The following is a 19,256-nucleotide window of genomic DNA, read 5'->3' on the forward strand; positions in this document are numbered from 1 at the left end:
TTCCCTTTCTGTGTCCTGCCTCGCTAAGGCGCGACCGGCAGGGTGAACTTGAAGGTACTGCCCTCGCCCAGGGCACTGACGACGCTCAGTTCGCCCCCATGGGCCTCGACGATGCCCTTGGCGATATACAGCCCCAGCCCATGGCCGGTGGGGTTGTCTTCCTGCACATGCCAGAAACGCTCGAAGACCCGCGCCTGCTGCGCCTGGCTCATGCCACGACCGTTGTCGCTCACGCTGATCTGGGCCATGGGACCGACCCGCTGCATGCTCAGCTGGACCAGACCACCCGGCGCGGTGAACTTGATGGCGTTGCCCAGCAGATTCATCAGTACCTGGAAGATGCGCTCGGCCTCCACCAGTACCTGGAGATCCGGGTCGACCGCATACTCCAGGCTGATGTTCTTGATCTCCGCCAGCGGACGCGACAGCAGGATGGGCTGAGCGCAGACGTCTGTCAGACGCGCGGGTTTCAGGTCCAATGCGAGTCGAGCCGATTCGATCTTCGACAGATCCAGCAGATCGTTGATCAGGGCGTTCATGCGATTGGCGGCCGTCTCGATCACCTCCAGAGAACTGGGCAATCGGTCATCGCCCAGCGCCAGCTTTTCCAGCATGCGGTGGATCATTCCCACCTTCATCAGGATGATGGTGATGGGGCTGCGCAGGTCATGAGAGACGGCCGCGACGATCTCATCGCGCAGTCGCACCGCCTGACGTTCGCGCTCCACCTGACGCGCCAGATCCAGCTCAACCGCCGAGCGGCGCGAATCCTTGGCGGCGAACAGATCGGAGGGCCGCCAGCGCTCGGAGCGCAGTCGTACCAGTTCCTTCCAGGCATCGAAGGAGCGCCGCGGGTGAGGATAGTTGAGGCCTGAGCCCGAGGCGGAGGTCGTGGGTTCCAGCTTGGCAGGATTGCCGCTCCAGACCACGGTGGTCACGATCTCGGGGCGGAACCAGAGCACCAGATTGCGTACCGGCTTGGGCAGTGACAGCGCCAGCACACCGCTGGCCCTGTCACTGTAGCGCCGTGCCTCCAGCAGTTCGTCGGTCAGGCAGCGGGTCGCATAGATGCCCGAGGCATCCATTTCCGCCGTCACCCAGGCCGCGAGCATGCGGATGTCTTCCGCATTCGGGCATTCACCCAGGGTGCAGAGTTCTTCCTCCACCAGGACCGCGGCACCGTTGGCATCCACCAGTTCCAGCAGATCCGTCGCCCGTTCGCAGAGACCGCTGAGCACCTCGCCCTTGCTGTCGCACATGCCCTGGATCAGCGCGGCCAATTGCGCTTCTCGGGCGTCGATCTCGCGCTGGACCTGACGATTCTCCAGCGCGCGGATCATCAACGAGACCAGCACCCCCACTGACCGGCAGGCCATGCGGGTGCGGAAGGGCAGATAGAGGGGTTCGCGGTGGCCACAGCTGATCAGGCCCCAGAGCTTGTCATCGCTGATCAGCGACACGCTCATGGAAGCGCGCAGGCCCTGATTGCGCACGTATTGGCAATGGATGGGCGATACGCTGCGCAGCACGGCATGGGTCAGATCGATGGGATCCTTGGTGGTGCCATGCAGGAAGGCCGGTACCAGCGGCACCGCCTCGTAATTGGCGTCTGGAATGTTGCGAATCCAGTTCTCGTGATACAGGGCGCGTGCCTGAGCGGGAATGTCGGCAGCGGGGAAGTGCATACCGAGATAGCTGTCGATGTCCTCGACGCGGCTCTCGGCCACCACCTGACCATCGCCACCGTCGTCGAAGCGATAGACCACCACCCGGTCGAGGCCCGTCAGGGCTCGCACCTCCCGCACGGCGCCTTCGCACAGTTCCGGCAAGGTACGGGCCTGCTGCAGGCGCGCCAAAGCGCGAGCCAGACCGGCTGGTTCGACGCCGCCATGGTCGTCCGGCTCGAACTCCATGAAGACCAGGCCACGATTGCGATGCAGGATCACATCCATGTCCCGGGTCGAGCGTGCCCAGGCCAGCGGATTGACCTCTTCCAGATGCTCCAAGGTCAGGGCGTGCTGCACCTGTTCGAACAGCTCGGGCGGCAGGGTCCGCGCCAGAGGCTGATTCAACAACTCGCTTTCCGCTTTGCCCAGCAGGTCGGTCAGGTTGCGACTGATGTGCTTGATCAGCTGCTCTCTTTCGTCGAACGCGAGGAGATAGCCGTGCGCCTGGATAGCGCCTGGAATGCGGATCGGCTCGCTTTCGCAGCTTTGCTGCGACTGACCGGAAGGTGCAGCAATCATGCGACTGTCTCAAATGAACTCTTGAATAGGACCGCTCCAGGGCGATCCTGTTAAAGCTTTAGCACCGAATGGCTGTGAATGTGATGCCGGTCACGCAGTTTCAGCATCCGTTGCACTAGTTTCGCATTCGCAGTATCCGATAACGATTACTGCGCTTCTCTTTCGGACGAAGGGTTCTTGGACTGACCTGAGATGTCCTGGCTGGCCTCCCTGCCTGACGGCGGTATCATGGGCTTTTGCCCAGAGTCCTGACATGGCCCGCTTCCGTCCCTTGCCCATCATCGACCGCAGCCGGGATGACCTGTTCATGCGTGAGGCCCTGGCCCTGGCGGAGCAGGGCGCGGGGCAGGGCGAGGTGCCGGTCGGCGCGGTGGTGGTGCTGGATGGAGAGGTCATAGGCCGCGGTTTCAATCGGCCCATCGGGGCCCATGATCCCAGCGCCCACGCCGAGATGCAGGCCATCCGCGATGCCGCCGCGCGCCTGGCCAACTACCGGCTGCCGGGGGCGACCCTCTATGTGACGCTCGAACCCTGCAGCATGTGCGCCGGCCTCATCGTCCACAGTCGCATCCAGCGGCTGGTCTATGGCGCCAGCGAGCCCCGCGCCGGCATGGCCAAGAGTCGCGGGCGCTTCTTCGAGCAGGACTTTCTCAACCATCGGGTGCTGGTGGAAGGTGGGGTGCTGGCCGAGGCCTGCGGCCAGGTGCTGACCGAGTTCTTTCGCGCGCGACGCCATCCGGTGGCTGGCGAGGGTTAGGCCGCCAGTTCGCGCATCCGCGTGAGCACCGCATTCAGGCCATTGCTGCGCGATTGCGACAGCTGCCGTTCCAGGCCCAGCTCGGTCAGCCAGCCATGGATATCGAGACGGCCCAACTCGTCGCGGGTCAGGCCATTGGCCCGCACCAGCACCACCGCGAGCAGCCCCTTGAGTACCCGGGATTCGCTGCTGGCGCGAAAGAAGTGGCGATCGCCCTGGGCTTCATGGGTCAGTCGTACCCGGCTCTCGCAGCCCTGTACCAGATCCTCGTCGCGTTCTTCGCGCACCGCCGGCAGGCGCTCGGCCCACTGCAGCAGCAGGCGCGAGCGCGCTTCCCAGCCCTTGGCGATGACGAAGGCGCGGCGGGCTTCCGCTGCATCGGGAAGCAAATTCATCGCAAGAGCTCCAAGGCGTTGTCGAGTGCCGTGAAAAAGCGCTGCAGGTCTTCGGCATCGTTGTACAGGCCCAGGGACACCCGCAATGCACCAGGCGTCTGCAGGGTCTGGAACAGCGGCATGGCGCAGTGCTGACCGGCACGCACCGCGATGCCCTGTTCACCCAGCAGGTGGGAAAGATCGCCGACATCGACGCCAGCTACCTGGAAACTGGCCAGGGCGATCTGCGGCTCGCCCAGTACCCGGACACCCTCGCGGGCGGCCAGCCCGGCCAGCAGCTTCAGACTCAGGGCCTGCTCGTGACCGCGGATCAGCGTCTCATCCTGGCCTTGCAACCAGTCGACCGCCGCGCCCAGGGCGATGGCTGCCCCTATGGGCGGCGTCCCCGCCTCGAAGCCCATGGGGGCGGCGTGAAAGCGGGCGTCGGTGAAGGAGGTGTGCTGCACCATCTCACCACCGAATTGCCAGGGCTTGAGCTGCGCCAGGCAGTCGGTCGTGCCCCAGAGCACACCGATGGCCTCGGGCGCATAGAGCTTGTGGCCGGAAAAGACATAGAAATCGGCGTCGAAGTCGCCTGGGCGATGACGTCCGTGGACCGCGCCCTGGGCACCGTCCACCACCAGCCAGGCCGGCGAGCGCGCCCGTACCAGGGCGGCGAGTTCCGCCAGCGGTTGCCAGGTACCAAGGACATTGGACAGCTGGCTGACCGCGACCACGCGCGTTCTCGGCCCCAGCAACCGCTCGGCGGCTTCCAGGTCCAGATGACCGCTCGGGGTCAGGGGGATGACCCTGAGTTCAAGGCCTCGACGCCGGGCCAACTGCTGCCAGGGCAGCAGGTTGGCGTGATGTTCCAGGGCACTGATGAGGATCTCATCCCCGGCGGCAAGGGCGTCTTCCAGACCATAGGCCAGCAGGTTGAGCGCCTCGGTGGCACCGCGGGTCAGCACCACCTCGTGCGGCGAGGTAGCGCCCAGCCAGGCGGCGATCCGCCCCCGGGCGCCTTCGTAGGCGGCGGTGGCGCGCTCGGCAGCCCAGTGCTGGGCCCGGTGCACATTGGCCGCGCCCAGGCAGTAGCTGGCCAGCAGGGCATCCAGCACCACCTGGGGTTTCTGCGCCGTGGCGGCACTGTCGAGGTAGGTGATGCCGTCGGCGGCGAAGGCAGTGAAAGCCGGAAACTCGGCTCTCCAGGGAGAGGGTAGCGACATGGCGACAGCTCCGGGGTAGCCCGCATGGCGCGGGCTGCCCGGTTGTGGACTCAGTTGTGCGCGTGCAGCGCTTCGTTGAGTTCGATGGCGGTCTTGTTGGTCTTGCATTCGACCGCGCCGGTTTCCGAATTGCGGCGCAGCAGCAGATCGCTCTGACCGGCCAATTCGCGAGCCTTGACCACCCGCACCAGCTGGTTCTGGTCGTCCAGCACCGCCACCTTGGTCCCGGCGGTCACATACAGACCGGATTCCACGGTGCAGCGATCGCCCAGCGGGATGCCGATGCCGGCGTTGGCGCCGATCAGGCAGCCTTCGCCGACGCTGATGATGATGTTGCCACCACCCGACAGGGTGCCCATGGTGGAGCAGCCACCGCCCAGGTCCGAGCCCTTGCCGACGAAGACGCCCGCGGAAACGCGGCCTTCGATCATGCCGGGGCCGGCGGTACCGGCGTTGAAGTTGACGAAGCCTTCGTGCATCACGGTGGTGCCTTCACCCACGTAGGCACCCAGACGCACGCGGGCGGTATCGGCGATGCGCACGCCGGCCGGCACCACGTAGTCGGTCATCTTGGGGAACTTGTCCACCGAGAAGACTTCCAGCAACTTGCCGCGCAGACGGGCTTCCAACTGCTCGGCCGGCAGCTCGGCCAGGTCCACGGCGCCCTGGTTGGTCCAGGCCACGTTGGGCAGCAGGGCGAAGATGCCGCTGAGGTTCAGGCCATGGGGTTTGACCAGGCGATGGGACAGCAGATGCAGCTTCAGGTAGGCCTCGGGGGTGGAGGCGGGGGCGGCGTCTTCGGCCAGCAGGGTGGCCACCAGCGGCTTGGTGCTTTCCGCCAGGCGGGTCAGCAACGCCGACTGCACGGCATCGATGCCCTTGAGGGCTTCGGCCAGACCGCGGGCCTGGGCCGGCGCGAAGGCGATGGCCTGGTTGCCGCCCTGGTAGTCCAGCAGCGGTGCGACCGCCTCGACCAGCGCCGCCGGGGGATTCAGCAGGGGCTGCGCATAGAAGACTTCCAGCCAGGCGTCCTGGCGATTCTGGGTGCCGACACCGAAGGCGATACTGAAGAGGGCATTCGACATATGACTGTTCCTGTGCAGAGGCACCGATCCGGTCGGTGCGAGATGTTCGGTAGTAGGGGCGGAGCCCGCGGGGTCAGTTCAGGGCCGCGGCATAGAGCTCGGGCTTGAAGCCCAGCAGGGTACGGTCGCCGAGATCGAGCACGGGGCGCTTGATCATCGAGGGTTGCGCCAGCATCAGGTCGATGGCCTTGGCGGTATCGAGGTCGGCCTTCTGGGCGTCGTCGAGTTTGCGGAAGGTGGTGCCGGCGCGATTGAGCACCTTGTCCCAGCCATGTTCCGCGCACCAGGCCGCCAGCCGTTCGCGGTCGATGCCGCTCTGCTTGTAGTCATGGAAGTGATAGGCCTGGCCGTGCTCGTCGAGCCATAGGCGGGCCTTCTTCATGGTGTCACAGGCCTTGATGCCGTAGAGGCTCAGGCCACTGGCCGCTGCGGGCATGGTGTTCTCCTGCGAAAGACTAAGAGCCTGCTCAAAGTCTGCTGCGCGTCGGCCAAACGGCGTTAAAAATGGCATTCGGAATGCTCATTTACCACTCGTAAACTCCGCTTCCTCAGCCATTTTTGCCTTGTTTGGCTCTAGCTCGCGAGCCTTTGAACAGGCTCTAACAACCGCGGATTATGCCATGACGGGCCGGAAAAGGGCCGGACGTCGCGCCCCGAGTGACGAGGGCGGGCGCCGGAAAGCAGAAGGCCGGGGAGTCCCCGGCCCTGGCGATCAACCGCGGCTTTTCACGCCGTAGGTTTCGTCGAGGGTGCCGGGGGTGCCGTCACCCTTGGGCGCGTAGTCCCGCGGCGCTTCGGTCGGACCGTCGATGCGCTCGCGACTGGACGGGTAACGCTGCTCGGCGCTGTGCAGCGAGGCCAGCAGGTGCTGACGGGTCAGCTCATCCTGTGCCAGACGCTCGGCGCCTTCGGACAGGTGCGACTGCATGTCCTGGTAGGTCTGGGTGAGCTTGCGCACCAGGCCGGCGGTGGTGCTGAAGTGGCTGGTGACCTCGTGCTGGTAGTCGTCGAACTTCTTCTGCAGGTCATCCAGCTGGCGCTGCACGCGGCTCGGCGCGGCACCCGGCACCAGGCGCGCCAGCAGAAAACCTATCCCGACCCCGATCAGCAGCGCGATCAGGGGCAACAACCAGGTAGTGAGCGACTGTTCCACGAAACTTCCTCTATGAGCGGCTTTGCTTTACGGTAACGGCAGACCGGCGAGCCTGTACACTGGGTTGCGTCATCTGCCATTCGCTGGGCGTCATCATACCCCGCACTCAGGCATCGCGCAGGATCGACCCTATCAAAATCAACTCCTTGGATGAGCACTGTTCGTCCGGGGTCACGGAGTCAAGCGTGTCAGCCCGTGAACAATCTCTGCTACTGGAGGGCCCCGCGGGCACTCTGGAAGCGCTGTACCAGAGCCCGGACGCCCCTGCCGGCGCTGTACTGCTCTGCCATCCCCATCCGCTGCATGGCGGCGCCATGCAGAACAAGGTGGTCGCCACCCTGCAGCGCATCGCCCGGGACGCCGGCCAGGCCACCCTCAGATTCAACTTTCGCGGCGTCGGCGCCAGCGCCGGTGTGCATGCCGGCGGTGAAGGCGAGATCGACGATGCCGCGGCCGCCGTGGCCTGGTTGCGCGAGCACCATCCCGACCTGCCGCTGACCCTCTGCGGTTTCTCCTTCGGTTCCTGTGTCGCCGCCTGCCTGGGCGGCCGCCTGGAAGGCGAGGGCGTCGCGGTGGAACGGCTGTTCATGCTGGCGCCGCCGGTGGAGCGCTTCGCGGTCGACGGTCGCCTGCCACAGCGGGCGCGCCTCACGGTGATCCAGCCCGAAGCCGACGAGGTGGTGACCCCTGAGCGGGTCTATGCCTGGTCCGCCGCACTCGAACAGCCGCACGAATTGCTCCGCGTCGCCGAGTGCAGCCATTTCTTCCATGGCAAACTCGTCGAACTCAAAGATCTGGTCCTGCCGCGCCTGCAGGCCTGACCCTCGTTAGTCTCTCGGATTCCCAGCGCCTCCATGACCACTCGCATCCTCACTGGCATCACCACCACCGGTACCCCGCACCTGGGCAACTACGCCGGGGCCATCCGTCCCGCCATCCGCGCCAGCCTGGCCGCCGATGCCGACTCCTTCTATTTCCTCGCCGACTACCATGCCCTGATCAAGTGCGACGATCCCGCGCGCATCCAGCGTTCGCGCCTGGAGATCGCCGCCACCTGGCTGGCCAGCGGCCTGGATCCGGAGCGCGTGACCTTCTATCGCCAGTCCGACATCCCCGAGATCCCCGAACTGACCTGGCTGCTCACCTGCGTCGCCGGTAAGGGCCTGCTCAATCGCGCCCATGCCTACAAGGCCGCGGTAGATCGCAACCTGGAGCAGGGCGAGGATCCCGACGCGGGCGTGACCATGGGCCTCTACAGCTACCCGGTGCTGATGGCCGCGGACATCCTCATGTTCAACGCCCGGCGCGTGCCGGTCGGGCGGGACCAGATCCAGCACGTGGAAATGGCCCGCGACATCGGTCAGCGCTTCAATCACCTGTTCGGCAACGGTCGCGACTACTTCGCGCTGCCCGAAGCGGTCATCGAGGAAAGCGTCTCCACCTTGCCCGGTCTCGACGGCCGCAAGATGTCCAAGAGCTACGACAACACCATCCCGTTGTTCGGCAGCGCCAAGCAGCTCAAGGACGCCATCGCCCGGATCGTCACCGATTCGCGCCTGCCCGGCGAGCCCAAGGATCCTGACAGCGCCCATCTCTTCACCCTCTACCAGGCCTTCGCCACCCCCGAGCAGAGCGCGGCCTTCCGCGCGGCCCTGCAGGATGGCCTGGCCTGGGGCGAAGCCAAGGGTCAGCTGTTCGAGGTACTGGATGCCGAGCTGGGCGAAGCCCGCGAGCGCTATGCGGCGCTGATCGCCCGTCCCGACGATCTGGAAGACATCCTGCTGGCCGGCGCCGCCAAGGCCCGCCGCGATGCCACGCCCTTCCTCGGCGAACTGCGCGAAGCCGTGGGCCTGCGCTCGCTCAAGACCCAGGTCGCCGTCGGCAGCACCAAGAAGAAGACCAGCAAGACCGCCCGCTTCGTCAGCTTCCGTGAGGGTGATAGCTTCCGCTTCCGCCTGCTCGACACCGACGGCACCGAACTGGCGCTGTCGATCCCCTTCGCCGAAGCCAAGACCGCCGGCATCACCAGCAAGCAGCTGGTCGCGACGCCGGCCAGTGTCGTGGCGGGAGACGGCAACGGCTTCCAGCTGCTGCTGGACGATCAGGTGGTGGCCGAAGGCGTCGCCAGCGATTCCCCCGCCGCCCGTGACGCCCTTGTCGAGCGCACCCGCGCCGCCCTGGCGCAATTGGCCGAAGCCTAAAGGGCACCCGCGGTCCCCGGCGTTGTCAACGCCAGGGACCGCCATTACAGTGACCACCCTTTTTTCCCACCCGACCAGAAGCCGCCATGACCCCCCTCGAGCGTTACCAGGCCGACCTCAAGCGCCCGGAGTTTTTCTACGATGCTGCCCAGGAAGAGGCCGTCCGCCATCTGCAGCGCCTCTATGATGAATTGCTCGCCGAGCCCGCGGCCAAGGGCGGCCTGTTCGGCAAGCTGCTCGGGCGCAAGACGGTCACGCCGGTCAAGGGGCTGTATTTCTGGGGTGGGGTAGGGCGCGGCAAGACCTATCTGGTCGATACCTTCTATGACGCCCTGCCGTTCAAGCAGAAGATGCGCACTCACTTCCATCGCTTCATGAAGCGCGTGCATGAAGAGTTGCGCACCCTCAAGGGCGAGAAGAATCCCCTGACCATCATCGCCCGGCGCTTCGCCGACGAGGCGCGGGTGATCTGCTTCGACGAATTCTTCGTCTCCGACATCACCGACGCCATGATCCTGGCGACCCTGCTCGAAGAGCTGTTCAAGAACGGCGTGAGTCTGGTCGCCACCTCGAACATCGTGCCCGACGGCCTCTACAAGGACGGTCTGCAGCGCGCGCGCTTCCTGCCGGCCATCGCGCTGCTCAAGGAGCACACCGAGATCGTCAACGTCGACAGCGGCGTGGACTATCGCCTGCGCGCCCTGGAGCAGGCCCAGCTCTTTCACTATCCACTGAGTGAGGAGGTCGAGGCCGCGATGGCCAAGAGCTTCCGTTCGCTCACCGTCGAGTGCAACGACCTCTGCGAAGACGTACCGCTGATGATCGAGAATCGCGAGATTCGCGCCCGCCGCACCTGCGAAGACGTCGCCTGGTTCGATTTCCGCGCCCTGTGCGACGGTCCGCGCAGCCAGAACGACTACATCGAGCTGGGCAAGATCTTCCAGACGGTGCTGGTCAGCAACGTCGAGCAGATGGATGCGCTCAAGGACGACATGGCACGGCGCTTCATCAACCTGGTCGACGAATTCTACGATCGCCAGGTCAAGCTGATCCTGTCCGCCGAGGTCGAACTCAAGGACCTCTATTCCGGTGGCCGCCTGGAGTTCGAATTCCAGCGCACTCTCAGCCGTCTGCTGGAAATGCAGTCCCACGAGTACCTCGCTCGACCGCACAAGCCCTGAACCCTGGCTGGGTTGAAGGATCAATCCTTTGACCCAGGTTTTCGGGAGGTACGTGTGAATTCTGATCCCTTCGCCGATTGGGATGGCTCGCCTACCCAGGCGCGCATCCTGCAAAAGCAACTGGCCAAGCAGGTCCTGTTGCACGACGACTTCGGCTCGCCGCGGCGTTATGCCGGTGTCGATGTAGGCTTCGAAGAGGGCGGCGAGATCACCCGCGCGGTGGCCGTCCTGCTGGATGCCGAGACCTTGCAGCCGCTGGCCCATGCCGTCGCCCGCATCCCCACCGTGATGCCCTATGTGCCAGGCTTGCTGTCCTTTCGCGAATTGCCTGCGTTGCTCCAGGCCTTGGCGGAATTGCCAGAGACCCCCGAGCTGGTGTTCTGCGATGGCCACGGCATCGCCCATCCACGCCGATTGGGTATCGCCGCTCATCTGGGCGTGGTCACTGGTCTGCCGACGATCGGCGTGGCCAAGAAAATCCTTACTGGCCACCACGGCGAACTCGCCGAGACGCGTGGCAGCCAGGTCGACTTGCTGAATCGCGAGGGTGGGGCGATAGGTACGGTGCTGCGCAGCAAGGATCGGGTCAAGCCGCTGATCGTCTCGCCCGGCCACCGGGTCAGTCTGGCCACCGCGCCCGCGCTGGTCATGGCCTGCGTCAGACGCCACCGCCTGCCGGAACCCACACGGCTGGCAGACCACCTGGCCTCACGCCGTCAGGGCTCGGCGGCTACCCAGGCGCTCTTTTCCTTCTGATTCTCTGCTTGCTTTTTTACCCTGAACGGGTATCATGCCGCAGCTTTCTTGGCGGGGGATGCCTAAGCCTGCCGAGATCGCCGTAGCGGACGCCGACCCGAGCCCCCGAAGAGCGTCTGTTTCCGGCTGCCCCTGACTTGTCTGGGGTTGCACTGTTGTGTAGAATTTGCCGTCTTTTTACCAGGGCGGCCTCTGAGGCCATAGAGAATGAAAACTTTCACCGCAAAACCGGAAACCGTTAAGCGCGACTGGTACGTCGTCGACGCTGCTGGCCAGACTCTGGGTCGTCTGGCTACTGAAATCGCCACTCGCCTGCGTGGCAAGCACAAGCCCGAATACACCCCTCACGTTGACACCGGCGACTACATCGTCGTCATCAACGCCGAGCAGGTTCGTGTGACCGGTGCCAAGACTACCGACAAGATGTACTACCATCACTCCGGTTTCCCGGGTGGCATCAAGTCGATCAACTTCGAAAAGCTGATCGCCCGTGCTCCCGAGCGCGTCATCGAGACCGCCGTCAAGGGTATGCTGCCGAAGAACCCGCTGGGCCGCGACATGTATCGCAAGCTCAAGGTGTACAAGGGTGCGAACCATCCGCACACCGCTCAGCAGCCCCAAGAACTCAAGTTTTAATCGGGATAGTACAACATGTCGGCAACTCAAAATTACGGTACCGGCCGTCGTAAGACTGCCACCGCTCGTGTCTTCCTCCGTCCGGGCACTGGCAAGATCTCCATCAACGATCGCGCTCTGGACACCTTCTTCGGCCGCGAAACCGCGCGCATGGTCGTGCGTCAGCCCCTCGAGCTGACCGAGACCCTGGAGAAGTTCGACATCTACGTTACCGTCGCTGGCGGTGGTGTGAGCGGTCAGGCCGGTGCTATCCGTCACGGCATCACCCGCGCTCTGATCGAGTATGACGAAGGCTACCGCAGCTCCCTGCGCAAAGCCGGTTACGTCACTCGTGACGCCCGTGAAGTCGAGCGTAAGAAAGTCGGTCTGCGCAAAGCGCGTAAGCGTCCGCAGTACTCCAAGCGTTAATCCTTCGGGACACGCTCGAAAAACCCAGCCAAGCGGCTGGGTTTTTTTATGCCCGGCATTTTTCCAGCAAGGATGTCGTAGGTTGGGCTGAGACGGCTCTATCGTCGAAGCCCAACAAGCAAGCAGTGCATCCCTGTTGGCGTTGGGCTTCGCTACGCTCAGCGCCAACCTACGGGGTTGTGCCTAGGCAACGTAGGTTGGGCTGAGACGGCTCTATCGTCGAGGCCCAACAAGCAAGCAATGCATCCCTGTTGACGTTGGGCTTCGCTACGCTCAGCGCCAACCTACTGGGGTGTGCCTGGGCAACGTAGGTTGGGCTGAGACGGCTCTATCGTCGAAGCCCAACAAGCAAGCAGTGCATCCCTGTTGGCGTTGGGCTTCGCTACGCTCAGCGCCAACCTATGGGGGGTTACCCAGGCAACGTAGGTTGGGCTGATACGGCTCTATCGTCGAAGCCCAACAGGCAATGCATCCGTGTTGGCATTGGGCCTTGCTACGCTCAGCGCCAACCCGCGGGGATGTATCCGAGCGGCGTGGGTGGGGCTGACCAGCTACCACAGGCCCTGGCACCTCCTTGAATTCCGGGCATGAAAAAGGGCGCCAAGGCGCCCTTTTTCATCTACCGCCAGAATCAGCGGGTGTGGTTTTCCCGCGACTCGTTACGCTTGCGGTCGATCTCGGCCTGAGTGGCTTCGTCTTCTTGCACCGTGTCGGCCTTGGGGGCTTCGGCGGGGCTATCGTGCTCGCCGGTCAGGGCGACGTTGGCCGCTTCTTCCTGGGCAGGGCTGGGCACGACTTCGACGGGCTCTTCCACCACGATCGGCGCGGACTCGGCTTCAGCGGCGGGCAGCTCTTCGGCGGCCTGGACGGGCTGAGCCTCGGGTGCCTGCTGCGGCTCTACGGTCCCTACCGCTGCGGTAGCGAAGGTTTCCTCGGTTTCCGCGATGGCACCCAGGGCAGGGGCTTGCGCATCCTGCTCGGCCTGCTTGGCACGGGCAGCCTCAGCTTCACGGGCCAGGCGCTCACGGCGACGACGCTCGCGCGGATCATTGGAGGCGCGACCTGCAGCCGATTCTGCCGCGTCGGTCTCGACCGGTGCTGTGGGGATGGGCGCGGTTGCGGTTACCGGAGCGACCTGCTCGGCGACCGGTGCGGCGATTTCCACTTCCTGGTGGGGTGCACGCTCGTCCTGCAGCTGGCTCACCTGGGGGGTGAGGATCTCCGGCTGGGCAGGGGCGTCTGCGGCAGGCTGCTCCAGCGCAGCTTCCTGAGTCGCTTCGGCGGCGGCAGGGGTGGTGTCGGCAGCGACCGCCGGCTCCTGCTGGCGAACGTCACGAACCTCTTCCTGGGTAGCAATGGCGGTCACGCTTTCGCTGACCACGACGGCGGTGCCCAGGGCGACCGCGGCCGGCGCGACAGGGGCGTCGGTGGCTGCAGTACTCTGCTCTTCGTCTTCGATGAAGTTGCCGTTGGCATCACGCTGACGCTCGCGACGGTTGCTGCGACGACGCTGACCGCGGGAACGGCGACGCGGACGCTCTTCGCCTTCTTCCAGCTCCTCGTTGCCTTCCAGTACCTCTTCTTCGTTCAGCTCTTCGGCACTGGCCGCTTCCTGACGCTCTTCGCGCACCTTGCGTTCTTCGCGCGGTTGACGCTCTTCACGCGGCTTGCGCTCTTCGCGAGCCGGACGCTCTTCGGCACTCACGCGCTCTTCGCGCGGCTGACGCTCCTCACGAGGTTGGCGCTCTTCGCGGGGCTGACGCTCTTCACGCGGCTGACGCTCTTCGCGAGAGGCGCGCTCCTCACGGGGCTGGCGCTCTTCGCGCGGCTGACGCTCCTCGCGGGGCTGGCGTTCTTCGCGCGGTTGACGCTCTTCGCGATTGGCGCGCTCTTCACGGGGCTGACGCTCCTCGCGAGTCGGGCGGTCTTCGCGGGCCTGACGCTCTTCGCGGGGCTGACGCTCTTCACGCGGCTTGCGCTCTTCGCGGGCCGGGCGCTCGCTACGCTCGCCACGGTCGGCGCGGGGCTGACGCTCTTCACGCGGCTTGCGCTCGTCATCACGACGGCCTTCGCGGCGGCGATTCTGCTGGCGACCGTTGCGGCGCTCGTCCTGGCTGCGCTGCTCGTCGCTACTCTTGGCGGCGACCGGCGCGGTAACGGCCTTATCGGCCATCGGCTGCTCTTCGGTCTTGCCAGCGAACAGGCTGACCAGGGACTTCACCAGGCCCTTGAACAGGTTCGGCTCGGCAGTGGCCTTGGCTGCGGGGGTGGCGGGCGCCACCACTTCGGCGGTGACCGAAGTAGGGGCCGGCGCGCGCTCGGGCGCGACCTTCACCGCCGCTTCCTGGCGCACCAGGGTGCGGGTGGAGCTGACCGGCTGCACCTCTTCGGCTTCGGTGTTGGCCATCTCGTAGCTGGACTGGCTGTTCAGCAGCTCGGGATTGTCGTCACGTAGACGCTGCACTTCGAAGTGCGGGGTCTCGATATGGTCGTCCGGCAGGATGATGATGCGCACGCGGGTACGCAACTCGATCTTGGTGATGCTGTTGCGCTTCTCGTTGAGCAGGAAGGACGCGACCTGGATGGGTACGTGGGCACGGACCTCGGCGGTGCGATCCTTGAGGGCTTCTTCCTCGATCAGGCGCAGGATGGCCAGCGATAGGGATTCCACGTCGCGGATGATGCCCTGGCCGTTGCAACGGGGGCAGACGATGCCGCTGGTTTCGCGCAGGGAAGGGCGCAGGCGCTGACGGGACATTTCCAGCAGGCCGAAGCGGGAGATGCGACCGATCTGCACGCGGGCGCGGTCGGCTTCCAGGGCTTCGCGGACGCGATCTTCCACGGCGCGCTGGTTCTTGACCGGGGTCATGTCGATGAAGTCGATGACGATCAGGCCGCCGATGTCGCGCAGGCGCAGCTGGCGGGCGATTTCCTCAGCCGCTTCCAGGTTGGTCTGCAGGGCGGTTTCTTCGATGTCGCCACCCTTGGTGGCGCGCGCCGAGTTGATGTCGATGGACACCAGGGCTTCGGTGGGGTCGATGACGATGGAGCCACCCGACGGCAGCTTCACTTCGCGCTGGAAGGCGGTCTCGATCTGGCTTTCGATCTGGAAGCGATTGAACAGCGGGACGCTGTCCTGGTACAGCTTGATCTTGCTGGCGTACTGCGGCATCACCTGGCGGATGAAGCTCAGGGCCTCTTCCTGGGCTTCGACGCTGTCGACCAGGACCTCGCCGATGTCCTGGCGCAGGTAGTCGCGGATGGCGCGAATGATGACGTTGCTTTCCTGATAGATCAGGAAGGGACCCTTGCGCTCGCCCGAGGCTTCGTTGATGGCGGACCAGAGTTGCAGCAGGTAATCGAGGTCCCACTGCAGCTCTTCGGTGCTGCGGCCCAGGCCGGCGGTGCGCACGATCAGGCCCATGTCGCCCGGGGCGTTCAGGCCGTTCAGGGCTTCGCGCAGTTCGTTGCGCTCTTCACCCTCGATGCGACGGGAGATGCCGCCCGCGCGGGGATTGTTGGGCATCAGCACCAGGTAGCGACCGGCGAGGCTGATGAAGGTGGTCAGGGCGGCGCCCTTGTTGCCGCGCTCTTCCTTTTCGACCTGGACGACTACTTCCTGGCCTTCGGAGAGCACTTCCTTGATGTTGACGCGGCCTTCGGGGTTCTTCTTGAAGTATTCCCGGGAGATTTCCTTCAGCGGCAGGAAGCCGTGGCGATCGGCTCCGAAGTCGACGAAGGCGGCTTCCAGGCTGGGTTCGATGCGGGTGATGCGGCCTTTGTAGATGTTGGCCTTTTTCTGTTCGCGGGCTCCGGACTCGATGTCCAGATCGAACAGGCGTTGACCGTCGACCAAGGCAACCCGCAATTCCTCGGGCTGGGTCGCGTTGATGAGCATTCTCTTCATGTAATACCACTACGTTCCAGGCTCTCGGCCCGCGTGGTGGCAACAGGATTCAGGAGAAGGGTGCACGGGGTCGTATCGAAACCGGAGTAGCTCCGGTCTTCGTGTCCAGCAGCAGGCCCGGGGGCGTGCCGCGACTACGTCTCCTGCAGGCGCTTGAGCGACTGCCTTTGCAGCTCCGCAGAAGGAGGAATCAACCAGGCATGGTGCGGGCGTGACAGCCGAAAGGCTCGGGCAGCCGGGTCGTCGCGGGATTCGTGTCAGGTGTCGCGGTTGGAGCATCGGCCGTTGGCCTTGAGGCTTCCACCTGCGATCGTCACCTTGGCCGAAGCTGGGCGCGAAGCGGGCTGCAGGCGTACTGTCAGGCTACGCGATACGCTGGTTGTGCATCTCCATCCTGCACACAATCTTCAGGAATCTGGTGCCGCCCGCAAGGTCCGGAGCGGTTGTCGTTTTACAGCTGGCACCCTGGGTGCCGCTGCCTTGGTTACCAGGCGGATCGCAGCTCGCCACTCACCCCCTTGGGCAGAGTCGGCGGTCTGCTGGACGGCCAGACGTCCAGTGACTATTGCATTTGCAGCCTATTATTCGCGGGCGGAATCGACGGCCTCGCGAGCGGTGCCATCCAGACAGGACTGATAACCGCCTCCGGACTATAGCAGCAAGCTTTAAGTGCTTCAAATAAGGGAAAATTGCTATCATCTGCCGATGACTAAGCCTCCTTCTCCCAGCACCGGCGTTCAACTGCTCGATGTGCCCGCCGACTATGCCGGCCAGCGTATCGACAACTTCCTGCGTACCCAACTCAAGGGCGCGCCCAAGACCCTCATCTATCGCATCCTGCGCAAGGGCGAAGTGCGGGTGAACAAGGGGCGCATCAAGCCCGACTATCGTCTGCAGGCCGGCGACCAGATTCGCGTACCGCCGCTGCGGCTGTCCGAGCCCGGCGAGCCGGCACCCCTGGCCAAGGGGCTGCTCGAGCGCTTGGAAGAGTCCATCGTCCATGAGGACAAGGCCCTCATCGTCATCAACAAGCCGGCCGGGATCGCCGTACACGGCGGCAGTGGCCTGACCGGCGGGGTCATCGAGGTCTTTCGCCAGCTGCGTCCCGAGGCCCGCGATATCGAGCTGGTCCATCGCCTCGACCGGGATACCTCGGGCCTGCTGATGATCGCCAAGAAACGCAGCATGCTGCGTTTCCTGCACGAGGCCTTGCGTGGCGATGGCGTCGACAAGCGCTATCACGCCCTGGTGCGCGGCCATTGGCCGGCGGCCAAGAAGAAAATCAATGCGCCGCTGCTGAAGAACACCCTCAGATCCGGCGAGCGCATGGTCGAGGTCAACGACGAAGGCAAGGAAGCGCTCACCGAATTCCGCGTGCTGCGGCGCTATGGGGAATTCGCCACCCTGGTCGAGGCGCGGCCTGTGACCGGTCGTACCCATCAGATCCGCGTCCATGCCCGTCATGCCGGGCACGCCATCGCCGGTGATCCCAAATACGGTGATGAAGACTTCTCCCAGGAGATTCGCGAGCTGGGCGGCAAGCGGCTGTTCCTGCACTCGGCGAGTCTGGTGATCCCCTTGCCCGAAGGCGGTGAGCTGCGCCTGGAAGCGCCGGTCGACGGCACCTGGAGCCAGACGCTGGAGCGCCTGGATGCCTGACTACCAGCTGCTGATCTTCGACTGGGACGGCACCCTGGCGGATTCTATCGGCCGGATCGTCGAGGTGATGCACGTGGCGGCCGAACAGCTGGGGCTGCCGCCGCGTAGCGACGTGGCCATCAAGGGCATCATCGGCCTGGAGCTGGTCGCGGCCATCCAGACCCTCTATCCGCATCTGGTGACTCCGGCGCAGATCGAGGGCTTTCGCGATGCCTACAGCGCCGAGTTCGTCCGCCGCGAGCAGGAGGCATCGCCGCTGTTTCCGGAGGTGATGAGTGGGCTGCAGCGCTTTCGCGCCCAGGGTTACCAACTGGCCGTGGCGACCGGAAAGAGCCGGCGTGGGCTGGCCCGCTCGCTGCAGCAGCATGGCCTGAGCGAGTTCTTCGATATCACCCGTTGCGCCGACGAGACAGCTGGCAAGCCCGATCCGCAGATGGTGCAGGAGATCCTCGCCCATTGCGGTGTCGCCCCGGAGCGTGCCCTGCTGGTGGGAGATGCGGTGTTCGACCTGGAAATGGCCCGGCGCGCCGGGGTCGCCGCGGTCGGGGTTGCCTATGGTGCCCAGCCGGCCGAGGTGCTGAGGGATTTCGGACCGCGCCTGGTGATCGAAGCTTTCGCGGACCTGGCGCTGTGGCTGGGTGACAACGTTGTGGGCAGGAGTGAGGTAGGGCATGGCTGACGAGTGGAAGGAAGACAATGGGCGTGCGCGTCCGGCGGACGACAAGACCTGGGCCCTGATCGAGAAGACCATGCTCGCCAGTGTGCGGGAGCAGCGGCGGGCGCGGCGCTGGGGCATCTTTTTCAAGCTGCTGACCTTCGCCTACCTGATCGTCATGCTGGTACTGTTCACGCCGCTGCTGTCGCTGGGCAAGAAGGGCGGCGTGACCGAGTCCGGCGCCCATACCGCGCTCATCGAGCTCAAGGGGGTGATCGCCGACGACGAGAAGGCCAGTGCCGACAATGTGGTCACGGCACTGCGCAAGGCCTTCGACGACAGCAACACCCGTGGCGTGGTGCTGCGCATCAACAGCCCAGGCGGCAGTCCGGTGCAATCCGGCTACATCTATGACGAGATCAAGCGCCTGCGCGGCCTGCATCCGGACATCAAGCTGTACGCGGTGATCACCGACCTGGGTGCCTCGGGCGCCTACTATGTGGCCAGTGCGGCCGATGCCATCTATGCCGACAAGGCCAGCCTGGTCGGCTCCATCGGCGTGACCGCGGCTTCCTTCGGTTTCGTCGGCACCATGGAAAAGCTGGGTGTGGAACGGCGCGTCTACACCTCTGGCGAGCACAAGGCTTTCCTCGACCCCTTCCAGCCGCAGAAGCCCGAGGAAGCTCGCTTCTGGCAGCAGGTGCTGGATACCACCCATCAGCAGTTCATCGACAGCGTCAAGAAAGGGCGTGGCGACCGGCTCAAGGTCGAGGGTCATCCCGAGTTGTTCTCCGGATTGGTCTGGTCCGGCGAGCAAGCCCTGACCCTGGGGCTGATCGATGGCCTGGGCAGTGCCAGCTACGTGGCGCGGGATGTGATCAAGCAAGAGCGGCTGGTGGACTATACCCAGGAAGATTCGCCCTTTGATCGCTTCGCCAAGCGCCTGGGCGCCAGCGTCGCCGAGCGTCTGGCCCTCTATATGGGCTGGCAGGGTCCGACGCTGCGCTAGGGC

17 protein-coding genes are annotated in these 19,256 nt (G+C 64.9%); 10 read left to right on the forward strand and 7 right to left on the reverse strand.

Annotated features, from left to right (window positions below; translation table 11 throughout):
- Positions 1 to 23: 23 nt before the first annotated feature.
- On the reverse strand, positions 24 to 2,246 hold the full coding sequence (locus LRS53_RS00990) for an ATP-binding protein (RefSeq protein ID WP_231354644.1): 2,223 nt from the start codon (positions 2,244 to 2,246) through the stop codon (positions 24 to 26).
- 253 nt (positions 2,247 to 2,499) lie between these two features.
- On the opposite strand from LRS53_RS00990, the gene tadA reads away from it, so the two are divergent.
- Entirely contained in the window at positions 2,500 to 3,003 is a 504-nt protein-coding gene (gene tadA / locus LRS53_RS00995; RefSeq protein ID WP_231354645.1) for a tRNA adenosine(34) deaminase TadA, read from the forward strand.
- Here tadA and LRS53_RS01000 read toward each other — a convergent pair.
- The 5 genes from LRS53_RS01000 to LRS53_RS01020 form a co-directional block, all read right to left on the reverse strand.
- Positions 3,000 to 3,398 (reverse strand): SufE family protein, encoded by a 399-nt coding sequence (locus LRS53_RS01000; RefSeq protein ID WP_093254558.1) that lies wholly within the window; start codon positions 3,396 to 3,398, stop codon positions 3,000 to 3,002. The genes tadA and LRS53_RS01000 overlap by 4 nt on opposite strands.
- Positions 3,395 to 4,603 (reverse strand): aminotransferase class V-fold PLP-dependent enzyme, encoded by a 1,209-nt coding sequence (locus tag LRS53_RS01005; protein ID WP_231354646.1) that lies wholly within the window; start codon positions 4,601 to 4,603, stop codon positions 3,395 to 3,397. The genes LRS53_RS01000 and LRS53_RS01005 overlap by 4 nt, the downstream gene beginning before the upstream one ends.
- Before the next feature lie 50 nt (positions 4,604 to 4,653).
- Positions 4,654 to 5,688, reverse strand: a complete 1,035-nt coding sequence (dapD, locus tag LRS53_RS01010; protein ID WP_042137936.1) for a 2,3,4,5-tetrahydropyridine-2,6-dicarboxylate N-succinyltransferase — start codon at positions 5,686 to 5,688, stop codon at positions 4,654 to 4,656.
- 73 nt (positions 5,689 to 5,761) lie between these two features.
- A complete protein-coding gene (locus LRS53_RS01015) occupies positions 5,762 to 6,124 on the reverse strand; it encodes an ArsC family reductase (protein WP_007160615.1) in 363 nt (120 codons plus the stop codon).
- Positions 6,125 to 6,400: 276 nt separating this feature from the next.
- The gene (locus LRS53_RS01020) at positions 6,401 to 6,841 is read right to left on the reverse strand and encodes a YhcB family protein (protein ID WP_064307427.1); all 441 of its coding nucleotides are present in this window, start codon (positions 6,839 to 6,841) and stop codon (positions 6,401 to 6,403) included.
- A gap of 185 nt (positions 6,842 to 7,026) precedes the next feature.
- On the opposite strand from LRS53_RS01020, the gene LRS53_RS01025 reads away from it, so the two are divergent.
- The 6 genes from LRS53_RS01025 to rpsI all read left to right on the forward strand — a co-directional run bounded on the left by LRS53_RS01025 (position 7,027) and on the right by rpsI (position 12,023).
- Complete coding sequence (locus LRS53_RS01025) at positions 7,027 to 7,662, forward strand: alpha/beta hydrolase (RefSeq protein WP_231354647.1); 636 nt, start codon at positions 7,027 to 7,029, stop codon at positions 7,660 to 7,662.
- Positions 7,663 to 7,695: 33 nt separating this feature from the next.
- Positions 7,696 to 9,042 carry a tryptophan--tRNA ligase gene (locus LRS53_RS01030; protein ID WP_231354648.1) on the forward strand — a complete coding sequence of 449 codons (1,347 nt, stop codon included), beginning with the start codon at positions 7,696 to 7,698 and terminating at the stop codon, positions 9,040 to 9,042.
- 86 nt (positions 9,043 to 9,128) lie between these two features.
- Positions 9,129 to 10,223: a cell division protein ZapE gene (gene zapE / locus LRS53_RS01035; RefSeq protein WP_017640912.1), complete on the forward strand. Its 1,095-nt coding sequence runs from the start codon at positions 9,129 to 9,131 to the stop codon at positions 10,221 to 10,223.
- A gap of 54 nt (positions 10,224 to 10,277) precedes the next feature.
- Entirely contained in the window at positions 10,278 to 10,979 is a 702-nt protein-coding gene (gene nfi, locus LRS53_RS01040; RefSeq protein ID WP_231354649.1) for a deoxyribonuclease V, read from the forward strand.
- A gap of 207 nt (positions 10,980 to 11,186) precedes the next feature.
- Complete coding sequence (gene rplM / locus LRS53_RS01045) at positions 11,187 to 11,615, forward strand: 50S ribosomal protein L13 (protein WP_007160609.1); 429 nt, start codon at positions 11,187 to 11,189, stop codon at positions 11,613 to 11,615.
- A 15-nt stretch (positions 11,616 to 11,630) separates the two neighbouring features.
- Positions 11,631 to 12,023, forward strand: a complete 393-nt coding sequence (gene rpsI, locus LRS53_RS01050) for a 30S ribosomal protein S9 (RefSeq protein WP_017640910.1) — start codon at positions 11,631 to 11,633, stop codon at positions 12,021 to 12,023.
- Positions 12,024 to 12,654: 631 nt separating this feature from the next.
- Here rpsI and rne read toward each other — a convergent pair.
- On the reverse strand, positions 12,655 to 15,930 hold the full coding sequence (rne, locus tag LRS53_RS01055) for a ribonuclease E (RefSeq protein WP_231354650.1): 3,276 nt from the start codon (positions 15,928 to 15,930) through the stop codon (positions 12,655 to 12,657).
- A 705-nt stretch (positions 15,931 to 16,635) separates the two neighbouring features.
- Here rne and rluC point away from each other — a divergent pair.
- From rluC to sppA, 3 genes are read left to right on the forward strand one after another with little or no spacing between them, the layout of a single operon-like run.
- On the forward strand, positions 16,636 to 17,589 hold the full coding sequence (rluC, locus tag LRS53_RS01060; RefSeq protein WP_017641874.1) for a 23S rRNA pseudouridine(955/2504/2580) synthase RluC: 954 nt from the start codon (positions 16,636 to 16,638) through the stop codon (positions 17,587 to 17,589).
- Positions 17,582 to 18,268 (forward strand): HAD-IIIA family hydrolase, encoded by a 687-nt coding sequence (locus LRS53_RS01065; protein WP_064307431.1) that lies wholly within the window; start codon positions 17,582 to 17,584, stop codon positions 18,266 to 18,268. Before rluC ends, LRS53_RS01065 begins: the two co-directional genes overlap by 8 nt.
- Positions 18,261 to 19,253, forward strand: a complete 993-nt coding sequence (gene sppA / locus LRS53_RS01070; RefSeq protein ID WP_231354651.1) for a signal peptide peptidase SppA — start codon at positions 18,261 to 18,263, stop codon at positions 19,251 to 19,253. The genes LRS53_RS01065 and sppA overlap by 8 nt, the downstream gene beginning before the upstream one ends.
- The last annotated feature ends 3 nt before the right edge of the window (positions 19,254 to 19,256 follow it).

This window comes from Pseudomonas sp. PLB05, from assembly GCF_021106615.1.
GTDB classification, from domain to species: Bacteria; Pseudomonadota; Gammaproteobacteria; order Pseudomonadales; family Pseudomonadaceae; genus Chryseomonas; species Chryseomonas benzopyrenica.

Bases quoted from the DNA above. Each gene is read 5' to 3' on its own strand.
- tadA (WP_231354645.1), top strand. From the start codon at position 2,500: ATGGCCCGCTTCCGTCCCTTGCCCATCATCGACCGCAGCCGGGATGAC.
- sppA (WP_231354651.1), top strand. From the start codon at position 18,261: ATGGCTGACGAGTGGAAGGAAGACAATGGGCGTGCGCGTCCGGCGGAC.
- LRS53_RS01015 (WP_007160615.1), bottom strand. From the start codon at position 6,124: ATGCCCGCAGCGGCCAGTGGCCTGAGCCTCTACGGCATCAAGGCCTGT.
- LRS53_RS01005 (WP_231354646.1), bottom strand. From the start codon at position 4,603: ATGTCGCTACCCTCTCCCTGGAGAGCCGAGTTTCCGGCTTTCACTGCC.
- LRS53_RS01030 (WP_231354648.1), top strand. From the start codon at position 7,696: ATGACCACTCGCATCCTCACTGGCATCACCACCACCGGTACCCCGCAC.
- rplM (WP_007160609.1), top strand. From the start codon at position 11,187: ATGAAAACTTTCACCGCAAAACCGGAAACCGTTAAGCGCGACTGGTAC.
- rpsI (WP_017640910.1), top strand. From the start codon at position 11,631: ATGTCGGCAACTCAAAATTACGGTACCGGCCGTCGTAAGACTGCCACC.
- zapE (WP_017640912.1), top strand. From the start codon at position 9,129: ATGACCCCCCTCGAGCGTTACCAGGCCGACCTCAAGCGCCCGGAGTTT.
- rluC (WP_017641874.1), top strand. From the start codon at position 16,636: ATGACTAAGCCTCCTTCTCCCAGCACCGGCGTTCAACTGCTCGATGTG.
- LRS53_RS01065 (WP_064307431.1), top strand. From the start codon at position 17,582: ATGCCTGACTACCAGCTGCTGATCTTCGACTGGGACGGCACCCTGGCG.
- LRS53_RS00990 (WP_231354644.1), bottom strand. From the start codon at position 2,246: ATGATTGCTGCACCTTCCGGTCAGTCGCAGCAAAGCTGCGAAAGCGAG.
- LRS53_RS01000 (WP_093254558.1), bottom strand. From the start codon at position 3,398: ATGAATTTGCTTCCCGATGCAGCGGAAGCCCGCCGCGCCTTCGTCATC.
- rne (WP_231354650.1), bottom strand. From the start codon at position 15,930: ATGAAGAGAATGCTCATCAACGCGACCCAGCCCGAGGAATTGCGGGTT.
- dapD (WP_042137936.1), bottom strand. From the start codon at position 5,688: ATGTCGAATGCCCTCTTCAGTATCGCCTTCGGTGTCGGCACCCAGAAT.